Origin of the sequence: Sphingomonas mali NBRC 15500 (genome assembly GCF_001598415.1) — a bacterium.
Taxonomy (GTDB): domain Bacteria; phylum Pseudomonadota; class Alphaproteobacteria; order Sphingomonadales; family Sphingomonadaceae; genus Sphingomonas; species Sphingomonas mali.
Genome location: NZ_BCYX01000031.1, coordinates 26,316 through 44,072, shown reverse-complemented (window position 1 = coordinate 44,072; position 17,757 = coordinate 26,316). Strand labels below are relative to the sequence as shown.

The window sequence follows — 17,757 nt, the reverse complement described above, 5'->3', positions numbered from 1 at the left end:
CCCCGCGACAAACTAGGAACAAGCCGGCCGGTAGTGAATGGCGGGGGCCCCTCCACCATTCGCTGCGCGAATGGTCCCCCTCCCCGTCCCGGGGAGGATTTAGACAGTCGCCAGCGCGCGATACTTGGCCCTGAGCCCAACCTTGTCGATCTTCTCGGTACCAAGCCGGGGCAGCGGATCGGCGGCGATCCAGATCCGCGTCGGCACCTTGAACGCCGCGATATGCTCGCACAAAAAGTCCTGCAGCGCGTGCTCGTCGACCATCTGGCCCTCATGGAAATGGACCACCGCGCCGGGCACTTCGCCGAACTTCTCGTCGGGCAAGCCGAATACCGCCGCTTCGGCGATCAGCGGGTGCCGATAGATCGCCGCCTCGACTTCCTGGCAGCTGATATTCTCGCCGCCGCGGATGATGATGTCCTTCTTGCGGTCGACGATGAACAGATAGCCGTCCTCGTCGAGATAGCCGATGTCGCCGGTCAGGAAATAGCCATCGGGACTGAACGCCGCAGCGGTTGCATCGGGCCGTTGCCAATATTCGCGGAAATTGCAGATCGAGCGGATCGCCACCTCGCCGCGCTCGCCCGCGGGTAGCGCCTTGCCGGCATTGTCGAGAATCGCGAGATCGACCAAAGGCGCCGAGGCGCGGCCGGTCGAATTGGGCTTGGCGAGATAGTTTTCGCGCCAATTGCCGCAGCCGACGCCATTGGTCTCGGTCAGGCCATAGCCGATCAGCGGCGCCGCGCCGCCCATTTCTTCGTTGATGCGACGGACATGATCGACCGGACGCGGCGCCCCGCCAGCGGCAAAATCGGTCACCGTCGACAGATCGTATTTGGCGCGATTGGGATGGGTCAGGATCTCGAAGCTCATCAGCGGGACGCCGACGAAATAGCTGATCTTCTCGCGCTCGATCAGGCGCATCGCGTCCTCGGCATCCCATTTGGGCATCAGCACCAATTTGCGGCCCATCGCGAAGCTCTGCAGCATTACCGGTACTTCGGCGGTGACATGGAACAGCGGCACGTTGAGCAGCGTCGACGGCTGACCCTGCGGCGGGTTGCCGTCCTCGGTCGCGAAACCCAGCATCATCAATGCCTGAGCGAGGTAATTGAGCGTCGCCTGGAGCACGGCGCGATGATCGCTGAGCGCCCCCTTGGATTGGCCGGTCGACCCGCTGGTGAACAGGATCGTGGCGAGATCGTCGGGACCAAGTTCGGGCAACGCCGTCCCCACGTCACTCGACAATTCGGCGAGTGCCTCGGACAGCGGCTTGAAATCGTCGATCACCACGACGCGCGCGGTCAGCCCGGCAATCTCCGCCAGCCTCTTGCCGCGCGGCGGGTCGGCGAACACGATCGCGCATTCGACCTCGGCCAGCGCATCGGCGAACTCCTCCGACTGCCACCAGCCGTTGAGCAGCACGGCGATCCCGCCCGCCATCAGCACGCCCATGTAGAGCGCGATCCATGACGGCGAATTGCGCATGGCGATGCCGACCCGGTCGCCGCGCTTTATCCCCTGCGCCACCAGCGACCGCGCGACGCCACCAGCTTGCTCATAGACCTGCCCGAAGGTCAGCCGCTCCTCGCCTGCGACCAGAAAGGTCACATCGGCATGCTGGCCGCAGAAATGCGCGAAATAATGCGCCAGACTGGGGGGCGCCGCGGCGATCGCCGGATAGGTCCGACCGCGCACCTCGATCTCGGTCACTGCCATGGGCGCGCCGGGACCGGTCAGCTTTTCGATTCCGCCGTCCATCCGTAGATCGAGCGCACTCGGCATCGGCATTCTCTCCGCTTGGTCTTTGTCGACTTGAGACCCTTACCCCCTTATGGGAGCGACAAAGCCCGGGGAAAAGCCTTGATCCTGCATGCACTGACCGCGATCGATTTCAACGACCTGCACCTCAACCCGGTGCTGCTGCACATCCATTTGTTCGGCCGCGATTTATTCGACATCAAATGGTATTCGATCGCCTACATCGCTGGCATCGTCGTCGGCTGGATGTACCTGATGCGCTTGCTGCGCGCGCCCGGTGCGCCGATGGCCAAGCGCCACGTCGAGGACCTGGTGTTCTACGCGACTCTCGGCATCATCCTGGGCGGGCGGATCGGCTATGTGCTGTTCTACGATCCCAAGCTGTTCACCAGTTTCGGCTTCTTCAAATTGTGGGAAGGCGGCATGTCGTTCCACGGCGGCGTGCTCGGCACATCGCTGGGGATCTTCTTGTTCGCGCGGCGCAGCCAGCTGAGTTGGCTGCGCATCCACGACTACGTCGCCTGCTGCGCGCCGTTCGGACTGTTCTTCGGTCGTCTCGCCAATTTCGTGAACGGCGAATTGTGGGGCAGGCCCGCCGATCCCAACCTGCCCTGGGCGATGATCTTCCCCAATGCCGGGATGATGCCGCGCCACCCGAGCCAGTTGTACGAGGCGCTGCTCGAAGGCATCGTGCTGTTCGCATTGCTCGCTTACGCTTTCTGGCGGACCAAGGCGCGGTACGAGCCGGGCAAGCTCGTCGGCCTGTTCCTGACCGGTTACGGCCTCGCGCGCTTCACGGTCGAATTCTTCCGCGAGCCCGATGCGCAATTCCAGGGCACGATCTTCGACAATGGCTATCTGCATATGGGCCAGTGGCTGTGCGTGCCGATGATCCTGGGCGGGATCTACCTGATGTGGACGGCCAAGGGCCGGCGCGACCGCGTCACCCCGATCGCCGGGGACGAAAGCGTCGCCTGAGATGGACGGGTCGCTGCCCGATCGGCTGTCGCGCGCCATCACGATGGCGGGGCCGATCCCGCTGTCGCAATATATGGCAGCGGCCAATGCCGAATATTATGCGACCCGCGACCCATTGGGATCGGCAGGCGATTTCACCACCGCGCCCGAGGTCAGCCAGATGTTCGGCGAGCTGATCGGGCTGTGGGCCGCCGATCTGTGGCAGCGCGCGGGCGAGCCCGATGTCTATTGGGTCGAACTCGGTCCAGGGCGCGGCACGCTGACCGCCGACGCGATGCGCGCGATGAGCCGGGTCGGCCTCGATCCGCCGGTCCATTTCGTCGAGACCAGCCCGATACTGCGTGCCCGGCAGCGCGCCGCGGTCCCTTACGCCACCTGGCACGACGATATCGCGCAACTGCCCGACGACCGGCCGATCATCGCGGTCGCCAACGAATTTTTTGACGCGCTGCCGATCCGACAACTGGTCAAGGCGGCCGATGCCTGGCGCGAGCGGCTGGTCGCCTGTCAGGATCTGCTATTCCTGCCGATCGCGGGCAAGGACGTGCCCGCCAGCGTGATCCCCGAGACTCTGCGCGACGCTCCGGTCGGATCGGTGATCGAAACCTCGCCGGCGTCGGTGGCGATCGGCCGCGCGCTGGCCCAGCGCCTGATGGCCCTTGGCGGCGCCGCGTTGGTGGTCGATTACGGCTATGACGGCCCGGCGATCGGCGACACGTTGCAGGCCGTGAGCGGGCACCAATTCGCCAATCCGTTCGAGGAACCGGGCAGCCGCGACCTGACCGCGCATGTCGATTTCGCCACTTTGGCCGCGGCCGCCGGCGTCGAGGGCGTGCGGGTCGACGGCCCGGTCGGACAAGGCGCGTTTCTGACCGCACTGGGGATCGATCCGCGCGCCGAGGCGCTGGCGCGTTCGACGCCAGAGAAGGCCGAGGCGATCGCCGCCGATCGCGCGCGGCTGGTCGAGGACGACCAGATGGGGACGTTGTTCAGGGCGATGGCCTGGACCGCGCGCGACTGGCCAATTCCGGCAGGATTCCTATGATCGTCTATCGCGATGCAACCCCCGCCGATGGCGCCGCGCTCGACTCCATGGCGCAGGCGATCTGGATCGAGACGTTCGCGCACGGCGTCTCTGCCGAGGATGCGGCCACTTATCTCGCCCAGGCCTATGGCCCTAACGGCAAGTTGCTCGCCGACTTGTCGAGCGGTGCCGCGCGCTTTCACCTAGCGCTCGCCGATGGCCGGGTGGTCGGCTATGCCAAGGTCAACCCGCCCTGGCTGCCCGATGCCGAGCCCGGTGCGCTGCAATTGAGCCAGATCTATGTCAGCAGCGACCAGCACGGCGCGGGCGTCGGCAAGGCGTTGCTCGACTGGGCAATCGCCACCGCGCGGGCGGAAGACGCGACGGCTCTATTGTTGACCGTGTGGGAGGAGAACCACCGCGCGGCGGCCTTCTATCGCAAGCACGGCTTCGAGCATGTCGGCGACTATGCCTTCGCGGTCGGCACGCAGGTCGACACCGATCACATCATGCGGCTGGCGCTGTGAGCGCGGCGGTCGCCTATCGCGACGCGACGCCCGCCGACGGACCGGAACTCGCGGCGATGGCGCGGCGCAGCTTCACCGACACGTTCGGGACGCTCTATCGTCAGGAAGATCTGGCGCAGTTCCTCGACGCCGCGTTCGGATCGGCCGGATTGCCCGCCGACCTGACCGACCCGGCCTATCGCGTCCGCGTGGCGACCGACAACGACACGATCGTCGGCTATTGCAAGATCGGCCCGGTCACCTTTCCCGGCGACTGGCCCGATAGCGCGATCGAGCTGCACCAGCTCTATATCCTGGGCGAACATCACGGCGCGGGACTTGCCCCGGTGCTGATGGATTGGGCACTCGATCAGGCACGATCGCGCGGCGCCACCGAGATGATCCTGTCGGTCTTCGTCGACAACCATCGCGCCCGCCGGTTCTACGAACGCTATGGATTCGTGGAGATCGGCAAATACACGTTCATGGTCGGCGACCATCAGGACGACGACCGCCTGATGAGGCTGACGCTATGACCGTCGAGGTCAATCGCGCACGGGCGCTCGAGGGTGTCGAACACGGATTTCTCGGACGGCGCGGTGGCGTCTCGACCGGGATTACCGAGGGGCTCGACCTGGGCCGGCGCGGGCAGGTCGAGATCGGCCCCGAGCTCGCCGAGAATCGCCGGCGTGCGATTGCGGCGGTCCTGCCGGGCGCCGAACTCATTTCGCTCTACCAGATTCATTCGGCGGACTGTGTGACGCTGTCTGTGCCCTGGGACGACCGCGAACGGCCGCATGCCGATGCCATGGTGACCGATCGCCCCGGCCTGGCGCTCGGCATCCTGACCGCGGATTGCGCGCCCGTCCTGTTGGCCGACCGTGAGGCCGGGATAGTCGGCGCGGCGCATGCGGGGTGGAAGGGCGCGCTCGGCGGCGTCACCGACGCGACCGTCGCGGCGATGGAAAAACTCGGCGCCGATCGCGATCGCATCGCCGCCGCGATCGGCCCGTGCATCGCCCGGGCGAGCTACGAGGTCGACGCGGCGTTCGAGCGCCGATTCGAAGAGCAGGACCCGGAGAACGAGCGCTTCTTCGCCGCCGGACGCGAGGGCCATGCGCAATTCGACCTGGAAGGCTATGTTGCGCATCGCCTTGCCGCTGCCGGGGTGCGGACCATCGAAATGATGGGGCTCGACACTTATGCCGACACGGATCGTTTCTACAGCTTCCGCCGCGCGACGCACCATGGTGAGCCCGATTATGGCCGACAGATTTCGATCATCGGACTGCGATCGGCAGGATGAACTAGTTTCTTCTGAAACCACACGGCGCTACAGCGTCGGCCAAAGGAGTAGATGATGCCCAAGACGCCGACCGAGACTGAAGCCGATTTGACCGGGGTTGAAGCCCTGGCCCCCAAGAAGACCGAGCCGGCATCGATCGGCGGGCGCAAGCTCAAGCCGTCGACGCTGATGATGGGGCACGGTTACGATCCGATGCTGTCGGAAGGAGCGCTCAAGCCGCCGATCTTCCTGACCTCGACCTTCGTCTTCCCCAACGCCGCCGCCGGCAAGCGCCATTTCGAGGGCGTCACCGGCAAGCGTCCGGGCGGCGCCGAGGGGCTGGTCTATTCGCGGTTCAACGGCCCGAACCAGGAGATTCTCGAGGACCGGCTGGGCATCTGGGAAGGCGCCGAGGACGCGCTGGCCTTTTCGTCGGGCATGTCGGCGATCGCCACTTTGTTCCTGGCGATGGTGAAGCCGGGCGACACGATCGTCCATTCGGGCCCGCTCTACGCCGCGACCGAGACGTTGATCGCCCGCATCCTTGGGCGGTTCGGCGTCCATTGGCTCGATTTCCCGGCGGGCGCGACGCGCGCCGAGATCGACGCGGTGCTGTCGAAGGCCGCGTCGGGCAACGTCGCATTGATCTATCTCGAGAGCCCGGCCAACCCGACCAACGCTTTGGTCGACGTCCAGGCGGTCGCGGCCAGCCGCGACGCGATCTTCACCGGCGCCAACAAGCCGCCGATCGCGATCGACAACACCTTCCTGGGACCGCTGTGGCACAAGCCGCTTGAGCACGGCGCCGATATCGTCGTCTATTCGCTGACCAAATATGCCGGCGGCCATTCGGATCTGGTGGCGGGCGGCGTGCTGGGATCGAAGGAGCATATCAACACCATCCGGCTGATGCGCAACACGATCGGCACGATCTGCGATCCCAACACCGCGTGGATGCTGCTGCGCAGCCTGGAGACGCTCGAATTGCGTATGAGCCGTGCCGGCGAAAACGCCGCCAAGGTCTGCGAATTCCTGCGCAATCATCCCAAGGTCGAGCGCGTCGGCTATCTCGGCTTCCTGAAGGACGGCAAAGACAAGCGCCAGGCCGATATCTACGAGCGGCATTGTTCGGGGGCCGGATCGACCTTCTCGCTCTACCTCAAGGGCGGCGAGAAAGAGGCTTTCGCGTTCCTCGACGCACTCAAGATCGCCAAGCTGGCGGTCAGCCTGGGCGGCACCGAGACGCTCGCCTCGCACCCGGCCGCGATGACGCACCTGTCGGTGCCCGACGCGCGCAAGCAGGCGCTGGGGATTACCGACAACCTCGTGCGCATCTCGATCGGCGTCGAGGACGCGGACGATCTGATCGCCGATTTCGAGGCCGCGCTGGAGACGGTGTGAGCGACCGGCCGGACAGCGTCGCGCGCCCTTGCGAAGGCGAGGAACGGTCGATCGTCCGCGACGGACGGCGGATCGGCTATTGGGTACGCGGCGCCGGACCGGCGGTGGTATTGCTCGCGAGTCTCGGCCGCGAGGCAAGCGACTTCAACGAGCTGACCGCCGCGATCGCGATCAGCCACCGGACGATCGCGATCGATCCGCCGGGCGTCGGGCTCAGCGAGATATCGCCAGCGCCAGTCACGCTGTTCGATCTCGCGGACGACGTGCGGGCGGTGATCGTCGCCGAGGACGCCGCCCCGGCAACGCTGATCGGCCACGCCTTCGGCAACCGGTTGGCGCGGGCTACCGCGGCCCGGCACCCCGACGTCGCCGAACGGCTGGTGCTGATCGCCGCCGGAGGCAAGCGCCCGATTCCGGGGCCAGCGCACGAGGCCTTGCTCGCATGCTTCGACCCGGATCAGCCGGCCGAGAGGCATCTCGGACACCTGACCTACGCCTTCTTCGCCGACGGCAATCCGGTTCCCGACCATTGGCGCCGCGGCTGGCATCCGGCCACCGCAATGCTCCAGGGTGCCGCAGTCCGCGCGACCCCGGTCGAATCATGGTGGGATGGCGGCGAGCGTCCGATGCTGGTGCTGCAGGGCCAGGCGGATCGGATCGCCCCGCGCGGCGATTCGGCCGACCTGCTCGCCGCTGACTTCCCCCACCGCGTCACTGTCGCCCTGATCGAACGCGCAGGTCATGCCTTGCTCCCCGAGCAACCCGCCGCGATCGCTCATGCAATCGCGCACGTCCTGCCCACCGCGTTGTGACGGTCGATCCCGGAACGATCAGCCCGGCCGCCTTGCTCGGCACGTTCGAGACGCCTTTGTGGCTGCCGCAATATACAGGCGGAACTTGGGGACAATGGGTATTGAGCGTCATCCTGCTTCCCGCCAGCCGCGGCTATTGGGGTATCCCATACGCGACGCTCGGCAGCGCAGTGCTCACCGGGCCGGTCCATGACGGCGACACGACCTGGATGTCGATCGTACCGATGGAGGTCGAAAGCCAGGAAATCGGCATTGCCGCGGCGCGCGGCCACACGGTGGTGCTGGGTCTCGGCATGGGCTGGGCGGCGGCCAATGTCGCGCTGAACCCGGCGGTCGAGCGCGTCACTATCGTCGAACGCGATCCCAACGTGATCGCGCTGATCGCCGAGCAAGGCGTATTCGATCAATTGCCGGCGGCGGCGCGCGACAAGATCACCGTAATCAACGCCGACGCCTTCGACTGGCGCCCCGATGCCCCGGTCGACAGCCTGCAAGCGGACATCTGGGCCAAGGTCGTGGAGTCCGGTAAATGGAACGATATCCACCGCCTCCAGGCCAATATCGACGCGGCGTCGGTCTATTTCTGGGGCCAGGAAATGGAGCTCTATCGTCTCGCCTGCCGGGAGGCTGGCGGGGTGCCGACCGACCTCTCCGACGCCGACGTCGAACGCCTGGCGGCGCAAACCGGCCTGCCGCTCGTGCTGTCGCGGCAAGCCGGGCTCGCCGCCCGGATCGCCGCGCGCGCGCGATGGTGGACACCCAATAAAGATGGATGGTGGGAGGCTTAGGCTTGGAGAGGAATTCGCCCCATTGTGACGTCGAACGCGATTTCGGGTCACGAACAAACCCGCTATGACTGCCCCGACTGACCTTGCAGCGGGGAGTAAGGGCATGGGGAAGCCGTTCAATTTCGTCCAGGCCGCGATCCTGAAGGCGCTGACTGAGGCGCTGTTTCACAATGTCGATATGGCGATCCCGTCGAGCCAGGTGGTCGCCAACCTCCAACGCCAGTTCGCGCTGGTGAAGGGTGGCAAGGCGACCGAGATCGGGCTCAGCCTCTATTTGCTCTGCCTCGTCATGGGCGGGCCGCTGTTCCTGATCCTCAGTCCCGCCTGGCGCGCGCGGCAGGTCGCCAAGCGGCTCGAACGCACACGCAATGACTTGATGCAGGACCTCGCCCGCGTCCGCAGCGTCGTCTATGCCGGCTATTACGGCCATTGGCAGGGCGAGACTCAGGACGACAATCGCGACAATCCGGTACTCGCGCAGATCGGTTTCACCCTGCCCGCGCACCGCGACCGCTCGGCGCCCGGCGAAGTGCCGATCACCGATTTTCCCGGCCGCGACCTGACCGACGCCGACATCCTGACCGAGGCACCCGATGAAGCCGGGGTTATCGTGATCGGATCGGGTGCCGGCGGTGCGGTCGCGGCGGCGACACTGGCAGCGCAAGGGCACGACGTGCTGGTGGTGGAAGCAGGCCCTTTCTACCCCTCATCCAAGATCAACCATCGCGAATGGGAAATGACCGCGCGGCTGTTCGTCGATGGCGGGGTGCAGACCAGCCGCGATCACGATGTCGTCGTGTTCCAGGGCCGCGTCGTCGGCGGGTCGACCGTGCTCAACAATGGCATCTGCCTGCGCGTCAACCAGTCCGGGCTGACGCATCCCGACGCGCCCGACATCTTCGCCAAATGGGCCGAGCTCGGCGCGCCGGTCGATCGCGGCCGGTTCGACGCCGCTTATCGTGCAGTGGAACAGCGTTTGTCGGTCGGTCCGATCGACGCGCGCGCCGGGCGCAATAACGGTCCGCACCTGCAACGCGGATGGGCGGCGCACGCGGCGACGACGGGCCTTCCCGGCGACCAGGCCTCCCCCACCCCCTGGTTCAGCAAGAATTACGGCCCCGACAATATCGGCGCGGCCTGCGCCTATTGCGGCTATTGCAACACCGGTTGTCCCTATGGCCGCAAGCAGGGCATGGCGCAGTCCTTCCTGCTCGACGCGCGCAAGAAGGATGCGCATATCCTGGCCGATACAACCGTCACGGCGATCCGCTGGGAAACCCCGCTCGATTGGGACAAGCGCCGCGCGACCGGAGTCGAGGTCGTGCTGGCCGACGGGCGCAAGCATTTCATCCGCGCGCGGGAAGGCGTGGTGGTCGCCGCCGGCACGATGGCGTCGAGCCGCATCCTGGCGGCGAGCGGGATCGACGGTACCGGCACCGGCATCTCTCTCAACATCGCCTGCCCGGTCGTCGCGTTGATGCCCGGCGAGCAATCGATGCGCAGCTGGGACGAGGACCAGATGGCGACCTATGTCGATCGCGGCGACTTCCTGCTCGAATCGCATTTCCAGCCGCCGATGAGCATGTCGACCCTGATGCCCGGCTGGTTCGGCGATCATGCCCAGCGGATGCGCAATTACGGCCGGATGGCGTCGGCGGGCGTGCTGATCCCGGCCGATCGCTGCGGGCAGCTGATCGATTCGGGGTTGAGTTTCAAACTGCGCGACGACGTCGAGATTCCGTTGCTCAAGCGCGCGCTATCGGCGCTGACCAAGGTTCATTTCGCGGCCGGCGCCGAAGAGGTCTATCCGGCGCTGGCACGCGGCCAGACGCTCAAGCCGGGCGACGATGTCGATGCCTTTTTCGAAAACGCGATCAGCGAGGCTGACGACGTCACCTTGTCGAGCTCGCATCCCCAGGGAGGCAACGCCCGCGGCAAGGATCGCGAACACGGCGTGGTCGACCTCGACTGCCGCGTCCATGGCACCGCCAACGTGCTCGTCACCGATGCCAGTACCTTCGCCAGCTGCATCCGGGTCAATGCGCAGCTAACGACCATGGCGATGGCGCATTACGCCACCGCAATCGCGCCATTCTGAACTTTAGCCGGCCACCGCATCGTCCAGGAGACGCAGGTCCCTGCCCTTGGTTTCACGGCCGAACCAGGCGCACAAGCCGAGCGCGAGCGCCGTCGGCACGATGATCAGTCCCGCGGTCACGCCCATCGCCGGGACCAAAGCGGTGATGCTGAGCGCCTGCGCGGCAACGCCGCCGCCCTTGGTGCACGCCGCGACCCAACCGGTGGCGCGACCACGGACGCGCAGGGGAAAGCTTTCGGCGGTATAAGGCAGCAGGATCGCGATGATGCCGTTCGATCCGACGATCAGCAACGCCACCGGCAAGACCGGGCTGCCGATCCCGGCAAGCTCGAGGCGCAGCACTCCGACCAGCCCGAGCAAGGTGACGCCGATCATTGTCACAAGCGACCATTTGGTGCTCCAGCGGCTGTACATCAGCGCCGCGACGAACACCGTCGGAAAGGCGATCAGCGCGGATTCGGCGAGCAATTTGCTCGACACCGCGACCGAATATCCTTTGGCGACCAGATCGGCGGGCAACCACAACAGCAGCCCGAAATTGATCAATCCCCAGGCGATCGCCGCGATCGACAAAGCGGCGAGCTTACCGATCAGCTTGGCCCCGGTCAGCGCGTGGCTCACCGTCCCCGCCGGAAGCGGCGGCAGCGGCGCCAGTCGCTTCGCGGTCGCGCCGAACCGCGCCATCACCGCCCGCGCTTCGGTCTCACGACCGCGCGCTAGCAGGAATTTGGCGGACTCGGGAATGAGCCCGCCCAGCAGCACCAACAGCAACCCGCTGGGCAGATTGAGCAGCCACAGAATCCGCCAGCCGAAGATCGGCTGCAGGACGGCGGAGAAGCCGCTCGCGGCGAAATAACCGCCGACCGCGCCAAGGCCGCCGACCAGCACCAGGCTCCAGCCGCGATGCTTGTTGGGCATCATTTCGGCAAGCAGGGCATAGGTCACCGGCAGCATCCCGCCCGCCGCCGCACCCATCATGAAGCACATGCCGATATTCCAGGCGAGGCTGGGCATCGCGCCGCAGATCGACGTGCCGACGAACATCACCGCCGACAACAGGATCGACGCCTTGCGACCATAAATGTCGGCGATCACGCCCCACAGCACCGATCCCGTCACGGTACCGATCAACGCGAAGAACGGCACCAGGCTGACCGTCGCTTTGGGCACGCCATATTCGCTGACCATGCCGGGGACGGTGAATCCCAAGGAGGCCGGCTTCATCACATCGATGATCAGCGCCACGACCAGCACCAGCATCAGCCGCCAATGCGCCCAACTCAGCGGCGCGTCCTCGGGCGCGGAAATCTCGATCGCCCCGCTCTCGGCGCGCTGCTTGGCGATATCGCGCGGCAACAGACCGTAAGCGGCGATGCCGACGCCGGCGATGATCAGCCCCATGCCGAGCACCATGTCCCAGCCCATCGCCATGCCGGCGAGCCGGTAATGCATCGTCCGGCCCATCAGGAACATGGGCACATGCATCAGCACGCCGATCGTCACCGCGACGCAGCCGAGCGCGAACGCCCAGAGTGCCTGGCGATCGCTGAGCGTGGTGCTGAGCCCCCCCGCTTTTGCCATTAGCCGTCGCCGACGCGTTCGATATCGGCGCCGACCGCCTGCAATTTCTCCTCGAGCCGCTCATAGCCGCGGTCGAGGTGATAGACGCGGCTGACCTCGGTCTGACCCTCGGCGACCAATCCCGCGATGATCAGGCTCATCGACGCGCGCAGATCGGTCGCCATCACCGGCGCGCCGATCAGATGGTCGACGCCGCGCACCACCGCGGTGCGCCCACGCACCTGGATGTCGGCGCCCATCCGCGCCAGCTCGGGCACGTGCATGTAGCGATTCTCGAAGATCGTCTCGGTCAACACGCTGGCGCCGTCGGCCTTGCAGAGCATCGCCATGAACTGCGCCTGCATGTCCGTGGCAAACCCGGGGAACGGCGCGGTCGACAGTGTCAGCGGCTTGAGCTTGCCGTCCGACGACACGAACAGCGAGCTACCCTTTTCCTCGACGCTGACGCCGGCATCGATCAGCGCGGCGATCGTCGCGCGCATGTCATCGGGCTTGACCCCGACCAGTTCGACCGACCCGCCGGTGATCGCCGCGGCGCAGGCATAGCTCCCCGCCTCGATGCGATCGGGCATCACGCGATAGGTGGCGCCGTGCAGGCGCTCGACACCTTCGATCTCGAGCCGCTCGGTGCCGACGCCCGAAATCGACGCGCCCATCGCGAGCAGCAGATTGCACAGATCGACGATCTCCGGCTCGCGCGCGGCATTCTCGATCACCGTGCCGCCCTTGGCGAGCACCGCGGCCATCAGCGCATTCTCGGTCGCGCCGACCGAGACGATCGGAAAGGCGACACGGCCCCCTGGCAGGCGCCCGCCGGGCGCGATCGCCTTCACATAGCCGGCGGCAAGCTCGATTTGCGCTCCCATCGACTCCAGCGCCTTCAGATGAAGGTCGATCGGGCGGTTGCCGATCGAGCAGCCGCCGGGCAGCGACACGGTCGCCTCGCCCGCGCGGGCCACGAGCGGGCCCAGCACCAGGATCGACGCGCGCATCTTACGCACGATATCGTAGGGCGCCTCGGTCGAGGTCAGCCGTCCGGCGCGCATCGTCATGACGCGGCCGAAATCGCTCGGCCGCGCGCCTTCGATCTCGGTCGATACGCCGAGCTGATTGAGCAAGTGGCCAAAGCTGTCGACATCGGCGAGCCGCGGCAGGTTGCGGAGCGTGACCGGCTCTTCGGTCAGGAGTGCGCAGGGCATCAGCGTCAGCGCCGAATTCTTGGCGCCCGAAATCGGCAGTTTGCCCGTCAGGCGATTGCCGCCGCGAATGAGGATACGGTCCATCCAAAGGCTTCTATCGCCCGCCACGCCGCAAGCAAGCGCAACAGGCCTGTAACGTTCATTGATCGACTTTAATGCACAGGTCCGCGCGCACTGCTCTGTACGCCCCCGAGGTCCGGGGGAGTGTGGTTCGACGTGTCAGGCAGTTGTTTCGCCGAAAGATTGAGCGATCTGGTTACCCTTACCCCGGCAGAACATGCAGCGCTCGAACGGCTCGAGGAGCGCGAGCGGCCGATCAGGCGAGGTGCGACGATCCAGCGGGAGAATGATCGCGCCAGCGAGATGTTCGTCGTGCGCAAGGGCGTGCTGATGTCATCGATGCTGCTCGACGACGGTAGCCGCCAGATCCTGCGCTTCCTGTTCCCGGGCGACGTGGTTGCCTTGTCTAGTCTGGTTTATCGCGAAACGCCCGAGACGCTATCCGCGCTCAGCGACGGCATCGTCGCGCCGTTCGAACGCGCCGCACTGAGCGAGACCATCAACGCGCACCCGCGACTCGCGGCGCTGCTGCTGGTCTACAGCCAGATCGAGCGCGCTGCGCTGACCGACCGGCTCGCCGCGCTCGGCCGCACCTCTGCCAAGGCGCGCGTCGCCGCGGTCCTTATCGATATGCGCAACCGCCTGCGCGCGGGCGACAAGTCGATCACCGACACGTTCACGATCGGCCTGACCCAGGAAGAGATTGGCGACGCGACCGGCCTGACCGCGGTCCATGTCAACCGCATGCTCCGCCAGATCGAGGAAGAAGGGCTGATCGCGCGCGAAAACGGGCGCGTCACCTTCACCAACGAACGCGGCCTGCTGCGCGCGGCCAATTATGTCGACCGCTACGAAGGACTCGATCTGAGCTGGCTGCCGGCCGCTCATTAAGCTCGGAGGGGGGCGTCGGGGGGAACGGGAAACCGTCCCCCCCGACGTTAAATTCCAATATTCCACGGCACATTCAAAACCGTCACCCCGGCCTTGTGCCGGGGTCCAACTCTCCTCAACGGAAGACGTCCGTTGCTGCACGTTGGATGCCGGGACAAGCCCGGCATGACGGTTACTTCAACGACACGCTGTCCAGATTGACCTTGTCCGCCGGGATCACCTCGACACTGGGATATTTCTTCCGGAGATCGTCAAGGAACAGCTTCGCGTCGCCGACCACGATGATGCTGGCATTGGTCGGATCGAGCAGCCGTTGCGCGACCCGTTGCACCGCGGCTGCGTCGACGCCTTCGACCTTGGGCGTGAATGCCTTGAGTTCGGACAAAGGCACATTCTCGACGACATAATCGCCCAGCACGCCGGCAATACCCCCGGTCGTTTCGGTTTCGCGGCCGAAATCGCCGATCAACACGGCCTTGCGCGACGCCAGTTCGGCGTCGGGGACGGGTGCGGCACCCATCCCCTTCATCGTGTCAATGATCAGGCCGACCACTTCCGGGGCCGAGGGATTCTTGGTCTGGGTATTGGCGGCAACATAGCCCGGCTGGCGCCGCGCCGCGATGCCGCTGCCCGCGCCATAGGCCAGCCCGCGCTTGATGCGGATTTCCTGGTTGAGCCGCGACGAGAAGCCGACGCCCAGAGTCGCGTTGGCGACGCTCGCCGCGTAGAAATCGGGATCGCTCCGCGCGATGCCGGGCCGCGCAACGACGACGCCCGCTTGCCCCGCATTGGGCATGTCGACGACGATGATCCGCGGCGCCGCGTTGGTCGAATCGGTCTTGGGGGTGGCGACGGGCATGGCCTTCGCTTGCCAGCTGCCGAAATTGGCCTCGGCAAGCGCCTTGGCGGCGGCGGGCGTGATGTCGCCCACCATTACCATGGTCGCGCGCGCCGGCGCCCAGGTTCGCGCATAGGCGGCCTGCACTTCGCTTCGCGTGATCGCCTTGAGCGACCTCGGCGTGCCTGTGATCGGATGACCATAAGGCCCGCCGCCCATCACCGTCCGCGCCGCGACCAGCGAGGCGAGCCGGCCCGGATTCTTGAGCTGGACCTGGACGCCATCGATCGTCTGCGCACGGTCGCGCTCGAGTTCCTCCTCGGTGAACACCGGGTTGCGCGCGACATCGGCGAGCACCGCCATCGCCGGGGTGATCTGGTCAGACTTGACCCCCAGCGTCACCGCCGCGGCGTCCCAGCCGACAGCCGAGCTGATCGAGCCACCGAGCTTCTCGACCTCATTGGCGATCTGCGTCGCCGAGCGCGTCTTGGTGCCCTTGGTCATCAGGTCGGCGGTCAAGCTGTTGAGCCCGGCGCGGTCGGCTGGATCGGCGGCGCCGCCGCCATTGGCGAGGATTTGCGTGGTGATCAGCGGCAGATCGTGCTTTTCGACCACGATCAGCTTCAGGCCGTTGGCCAACGTCATCGTCACCGGCGCGGGCAGCGCCGCGACCACCGGTTTGCCCGGCGCGGGCACGGCGACACGGTCGGCGTCGCTCGCCGGCTTGACCACGTCGACATTGCCCGGCGTCTTCAGCTCGGCGACCTCGACGGTATCGGGGACTGCGATCTTGTCGCCTTTGGGTCCGTCCTTGGGCGCCATTTCGGCGGGCATATAGTTGATCAGCGCCGAGCCATTGTCGGTCAGATATTTGCGCGCCACGCGCCGGATATCGGCGGCGGTCACCTTGCCGATCGCGGCTAGCTGCTTGTCGGCGGCGGCGGGATCGCCGTCGATGATCACCGATCGCGCGATCGTCGAGGCCTTGCCGTCGGCGGTCTCACGGCTTTCGATCGTGGCGGTGATCAGCTGGTTCTTGGCACGAGTCAGCTCGGCCGGGGTTACCAACGTATCGCGGGCGCGGGCGACTTCGGCGCGCAATGCCTTCTCGCCGTCGGCGACGCTCTTGCCGTCGGCCATCGTCGCGGTGACGACGAACGAGCCGGTGCCTTGCTTGGTGTCGAGGAAGGTATTGGCCGACTGCGCGAGTTGATCGCGATAGACCAGGTCCTGATACAGCCGCGAGCTGTCGCCGCGCGACAGGATCGCGTCGAGCAGGGTCAAGGCCGGAATGTCGGCATTGTTGTCGGATGGCACCTGATAGCTGACCAGTACCGCGGGTAGCGGCGTGTTGGGCTCATAGACCGTATAGCGGGTCGGCGTGGTGCGCGGCGGCTCGGTCACGGTCACGCGCGGGATCGGGCGGTCGGGCTTCTTGATTCCGGCAAAATATTTGTCGACCCACTGGTTCAACTGCGCCGGGTCGAAATTCCCGGCGACCACCAGCACCGCATTGTCGGGCCGGTAATAGGTCGCGTGGAAGGCGCGGACATCGTCGATCGTCGCGGCTTCGAGATTCTCCAGGCTGCCGATCCCGGGCCGCGCATAGGGATGCACGCGGTAGCTGATCTCGGGATAATAGATCGAATAGAGCTTGCCGTACGGCGTCGCCAGCGTACGCAGGCGCAGTTCCTCCTTCACCACGTCGCGCTCGGACGCATAGCTCACCGGCTCGACCACCAGGCTCGCCATGCGGTCGGCCTCGGCGAACAACAGCCGTTCGAGATGGTTGGCCGGAACCACCTCGAAATAATTGGTGTAATCGTCGTTGGTCGAGGCGTTGTTATAGCCGCCGACATCCTCGGTCAGCCGATCGAAATTCTCCGATTTCAAATTCTTCGTCGCCTTGAACATCAGATGTTCGAACATGTGCGCGAAGCCCGATTTGCCCTTGGGATCGTCCTTCGACCCGACATCGTACCAGACCTGGACCGAAACGTTGGCGGTCTTGGTATCGCGGATCGCATAGACACGCAGGCCATTGGCGAGCGTGCGGACGGTATAGGCGATCGGCTTGACGGCGGCTGCCTTGGCCGGCGCGGCCACGGCCGCTTTGGGCGCGGGTTTCTTGGCCGGCGGCGCGGCGGTGGCGGCAAGGGGAAGCAGGGCGGCGCCCATCAACAGGGCAGCACGAGTCAGACGCATTCAATTCTCCGCAAAGGAGGTGAGGATGGCGGCGATGTGTCGCGCTAAAACGGCGCGAGTCAATCGCCCGCCGAAACCCACTTCGCCTGCCGCCGTTGCCAAGGACAGGCATCGGCGATCAGGCGTCGGTCGTCATCCACGCTTCTTGTTGCGATTGGCGTAGAGCACCGCTGCCGCTATCGCCGCCGACCCGACCCCCGCGCCCAGTGCGGCCAAGCCCCATTTGCTGAGCTTCGCCGGTTCGGGCGTGCCCTCGGCACCTTTTTGGCGCTCCTTGGCGATCCGCGCGGCGGCCATGATCTCATTCTCTTCTTCGGGCTTGTCGGTCAC

At 66.0% G+C, this 17,757-nt stretch carries 15 protein-coding genes; 10 read left to right on the top strand and 5 right to left on the bottom strand.

Annotation, left to right across the window (positions count from 1 at the left end; all coding sequences use genetic code 11):
- Positions 1-99: 99 nt before the first annotated feature.
- On the bottom strand, positions 100-1,785 hold the full coding sequence (locus SMA01S_RS18280) for a class I adenylate-forming enzyme family protein (protein ID WP_174543167.1): 1,686 nt from the start codon (positions 1,783-1,785) through the stop codon (positions 100-102).
- Positions 1,786-1,863: 78 nt separating this feature from the next.
- On the opposite strand from SMA01S_RS18280, the gene lgt reads away from it, so the two are divergent.
- From lgt to SMA01S_RS18235, 9 genes are all read left to right on the top strand, one after another.
- Positions 1,864-2,739 carry a prolipoprotein diacylglyceryl transferase gene (gene lgt / locus SMA01S_RS18275; protein ID WP_157094023.1) on the top strand — a complete coding sequence of 292 codons (876 nt, stop codon included), beginning with the start codon at positions 1,864-1,866 and terminating at the stop codon, positions 2,737-2,739.
- Position 2,740: 1 nt separating this feature from the next.
- The gene (locus SMA01S_RS18270) at positions 2,741-3,784 is read left to right on the top strand and encodes a class I SAM-dependent methyltransferase (RefSeq protein WP_066825753.1); all 1,044 of its coding nucleotides are present in this window, start codon (positions 2,741-2,743) and stop codon (positions 3,782-3,784) included.
- Positions 3,781-4,290 carry a GNAT family N-acetyltransferase gene (locus SMA01S_RS18265; RefSeq protein ID WP_066825750.1) on the top strand — a complete coding sequence of 170 codons (510 nt, stop codon included), beginning with the start codon at positions 3,781-3,783 and terminating at the stop codon, positions 4,288-4,290. The genes SMA01S_RS18270 and SMA01S_RS18265 overlap by 4 nt, the downstream gene beginning before the upstream one ends.
- The gene (locus SMA01S_RS18260; protein ID WP_245649329.1) at positions 4,287-4,805 is read left to right on the top strand and encodes a GNAT family N-acetyltransferase; all 519 of its coding nucleotides are present in this window, start codon (positions 4,287-4,289) and stop codon (positions 4,803-4,805) included. Before SMA01S_RS18265 ends, SMA01S_RS18260 begins: the two co-directional genes overlap by 4 nt.
- Positions 4,802-5,575 (top strand): peptidoglycan editing factor PgeF, encoded by a 774-nt coding sequence (pgeF, locus tag SMA01S_RS18255; RefSeq protein WP_066825747.1) that lies wholly within the window; start codon positions 4,802-4,804, stop codon positions 5,573-5,575. Before SMA01S_RS18260 ends, pgeF begins: the two co-directional genes overlap by 4 nt.
- Positions 5,576-5,629: 54 nt before the next feature.
- On the top strand, positions 5,630-6,955 hold the full coding sequence (locus SMA01S_RS18250; RefSeq protein ID WP_066825768.1) for a cystathionine gamma-synthase family protein: 1,326 nt from the start codon (positions 5,630-5,632) through the stop codon (positions 6,953-6,955).
- Positions 6,952-7,767 (top strand): alpha/beta fold hydrolase, encoded by an 816-nt coding sequence (locus SMA01S_RS18245; RefSeq protein ID WP_066825744.1) that lies wholly within the window; start codon positions 6,952-6,954, stop codon positions 7,765-7,767. Before SMA01S_RS18250 ends, SMA01S_RS18245 begins: the two co-directional genes overlap by 4 nt.
- Positions 7,764-8,555 (top strand): hypothetical protein, encoded by a 792-nt coding sequence (locus SMA01S_RS18240; protein ID WP_066825741.1) that lies wholly within the window; start codon positions 7,764-7,766, stop codon positions 8,553-8,555. Before SMA01S_RS18245 ends, SMA01S_RS18240 begins: the two co-directional genes overlap by 4 nt.
- Positions 8,556-8,658: 103 nt before the next feature.
- Positions 8,659-10,653 carry a GMC family oxidoreductase N-terminal domain-containing protein gene (locus tag SMA01S_RS18235; RefSeq protein ID WP_066825737.1) on the top strand — a complete coding sequence of 665 codons (1,995 nt, stop codon included), beginning with the start codon at positions 8,659-8,661 and terminating at the stop codon, positions 10,651-10,653.
- 3 nt (positions 10,654-10,656) lie between these two features.
- Here the strand turns inward: SMA01S_RS18235 and SMA01S_RS18230 are convergent, their stop codons facing one another.
- Positions 10,657-12,234 (bottom strand): MFS transporter, encoded by a 1,578-nt coding sequence (locus SMA01S_RS18230; RefSeq protein ID WP_066825735.1) that lies wholly within the window; start codon positions 12,232-12,234, stop codon positions 10,657-10,659.
- A complete protein-coding gene (murA, locus tag SMA01S_RS18225; protein WP_066825732.1) occupies positions 12,234-13,517 on the bottom strand; it encodes a UDP-N-acetylglucosamine 1-carboxyvinyltransferase in 1,284 nt (427 codons plus the stop codon). Before murA ends, SMA01S_RS18230 begins: the two co-directional genes overlap by 1 nt.
- Positions 13,518-13,685: 168 nt before the next feature.
- Here murA and SMA01S_RS18220 point away from each other — a divergent pair, with 168 nt between their 5' ends.
- Positions 13,686-14,384 (top strand): Crp/Fnr family transcriptional regulator, encoded by a 699-nt coding sequence (locus SMA01S_RS18220; protein ID WP_439654316.1) that lies wholly within the window; start codon positions 13,686-13,688, stop codon positions 14,382-14,384.
- Positions 14,385-14,556: 172 nt separating this feature from the next.
- On the opposite strand, the gene SMA01S_RS18215 is transcribed toward SMA01S_RS18220, so the two are convergent.
- Together SMA01S_RS18215 and SMA01S_RS18210 are read right to left on the bottom strand one after the other, a co-directional pair.
- A complete protein-coding gene (locus tag SMA01S_RS18215) occupies positions 14,557-17,427 on the bottom strand; it encodes a M16 family metallopeptidase (protein WP_066825727.1) in 2,871 nt (956 codons plus the stop codon).
- A 132-nt stretch (positions 17,428-17,559) separates the two neighbouring features.
- Complete coding sequence (locus SMA01S_RS18210) at positions 17,560-17,757, bottom strand: hypothetical protein (protein ID WP_066825722.1); 198 nt, start codon at positions 17,755-17,757, stop codon at positions 17,560-17,562.

Coding starts and splice junctions, on each gene's coding strand:
- SMA01S_RS18265 (WP_066825750.1), top strand. CDS start 3,781: ATGATCGTCTATCGCGATGCAACCCCCGCCGATGGCGCCGCGCTCGAC.
- SMA01S_RS18280 (WP_174543167.1), bottom strand. CDS start 1,785: ATGCCGAGTGCGCTCGATCTACGGATGGACGGCGGAATCGAAAAGCTG.
- pgeF (WP_066825747.1), top strand. CDS start 4,802: ATGACCGTCGAGGTCAATCGCGCACGGGCGCTCGAGGGTGTCGAACAC.
- SMA01S_RS18250 (WP_066825768.1), top strand. CDS start 5,630: ATGCCCAAGACGCCGACCGAGACTGAAGCCGATTTGACCGGGGTTGAA.
- murA (WP_066825732.1), bottom strand. CDS start 13,517: ATGGACCGTATCCTCATTCGCGGCGGCAATCGCCTGACGGGCAAACTG.
- SMA01S_RS18270 (WP_066825753.1), top strand. CDS start 2,741: ATGGACGGGTCGCTGCCCGATCGGCTGTCGCGCGCCATCACGATGGCG.
- SMA01S_RS18230 (WP_066825735.1), bottom strand. CDS start 12,234: ATGGCAAAAGCGGGGGGGCTCAGCACCACGCTCAGCGATCGCCAGGCA.
- SMA01S_RS18215 (WP_066825727.1), bottom strand. CDS start 17,427: ATGCGTCTGACTCGTGCTGCCCTGTTGATGGGCGCCGCCCTGCTTCCC.
- SMA01S_RS18235 (WP_066825737.1), top strand. CDS start 8,659: ATGGGGAAGCCGTTCAATTTCGTCCAGGCCGCGATCCTGAAGGCGCTG.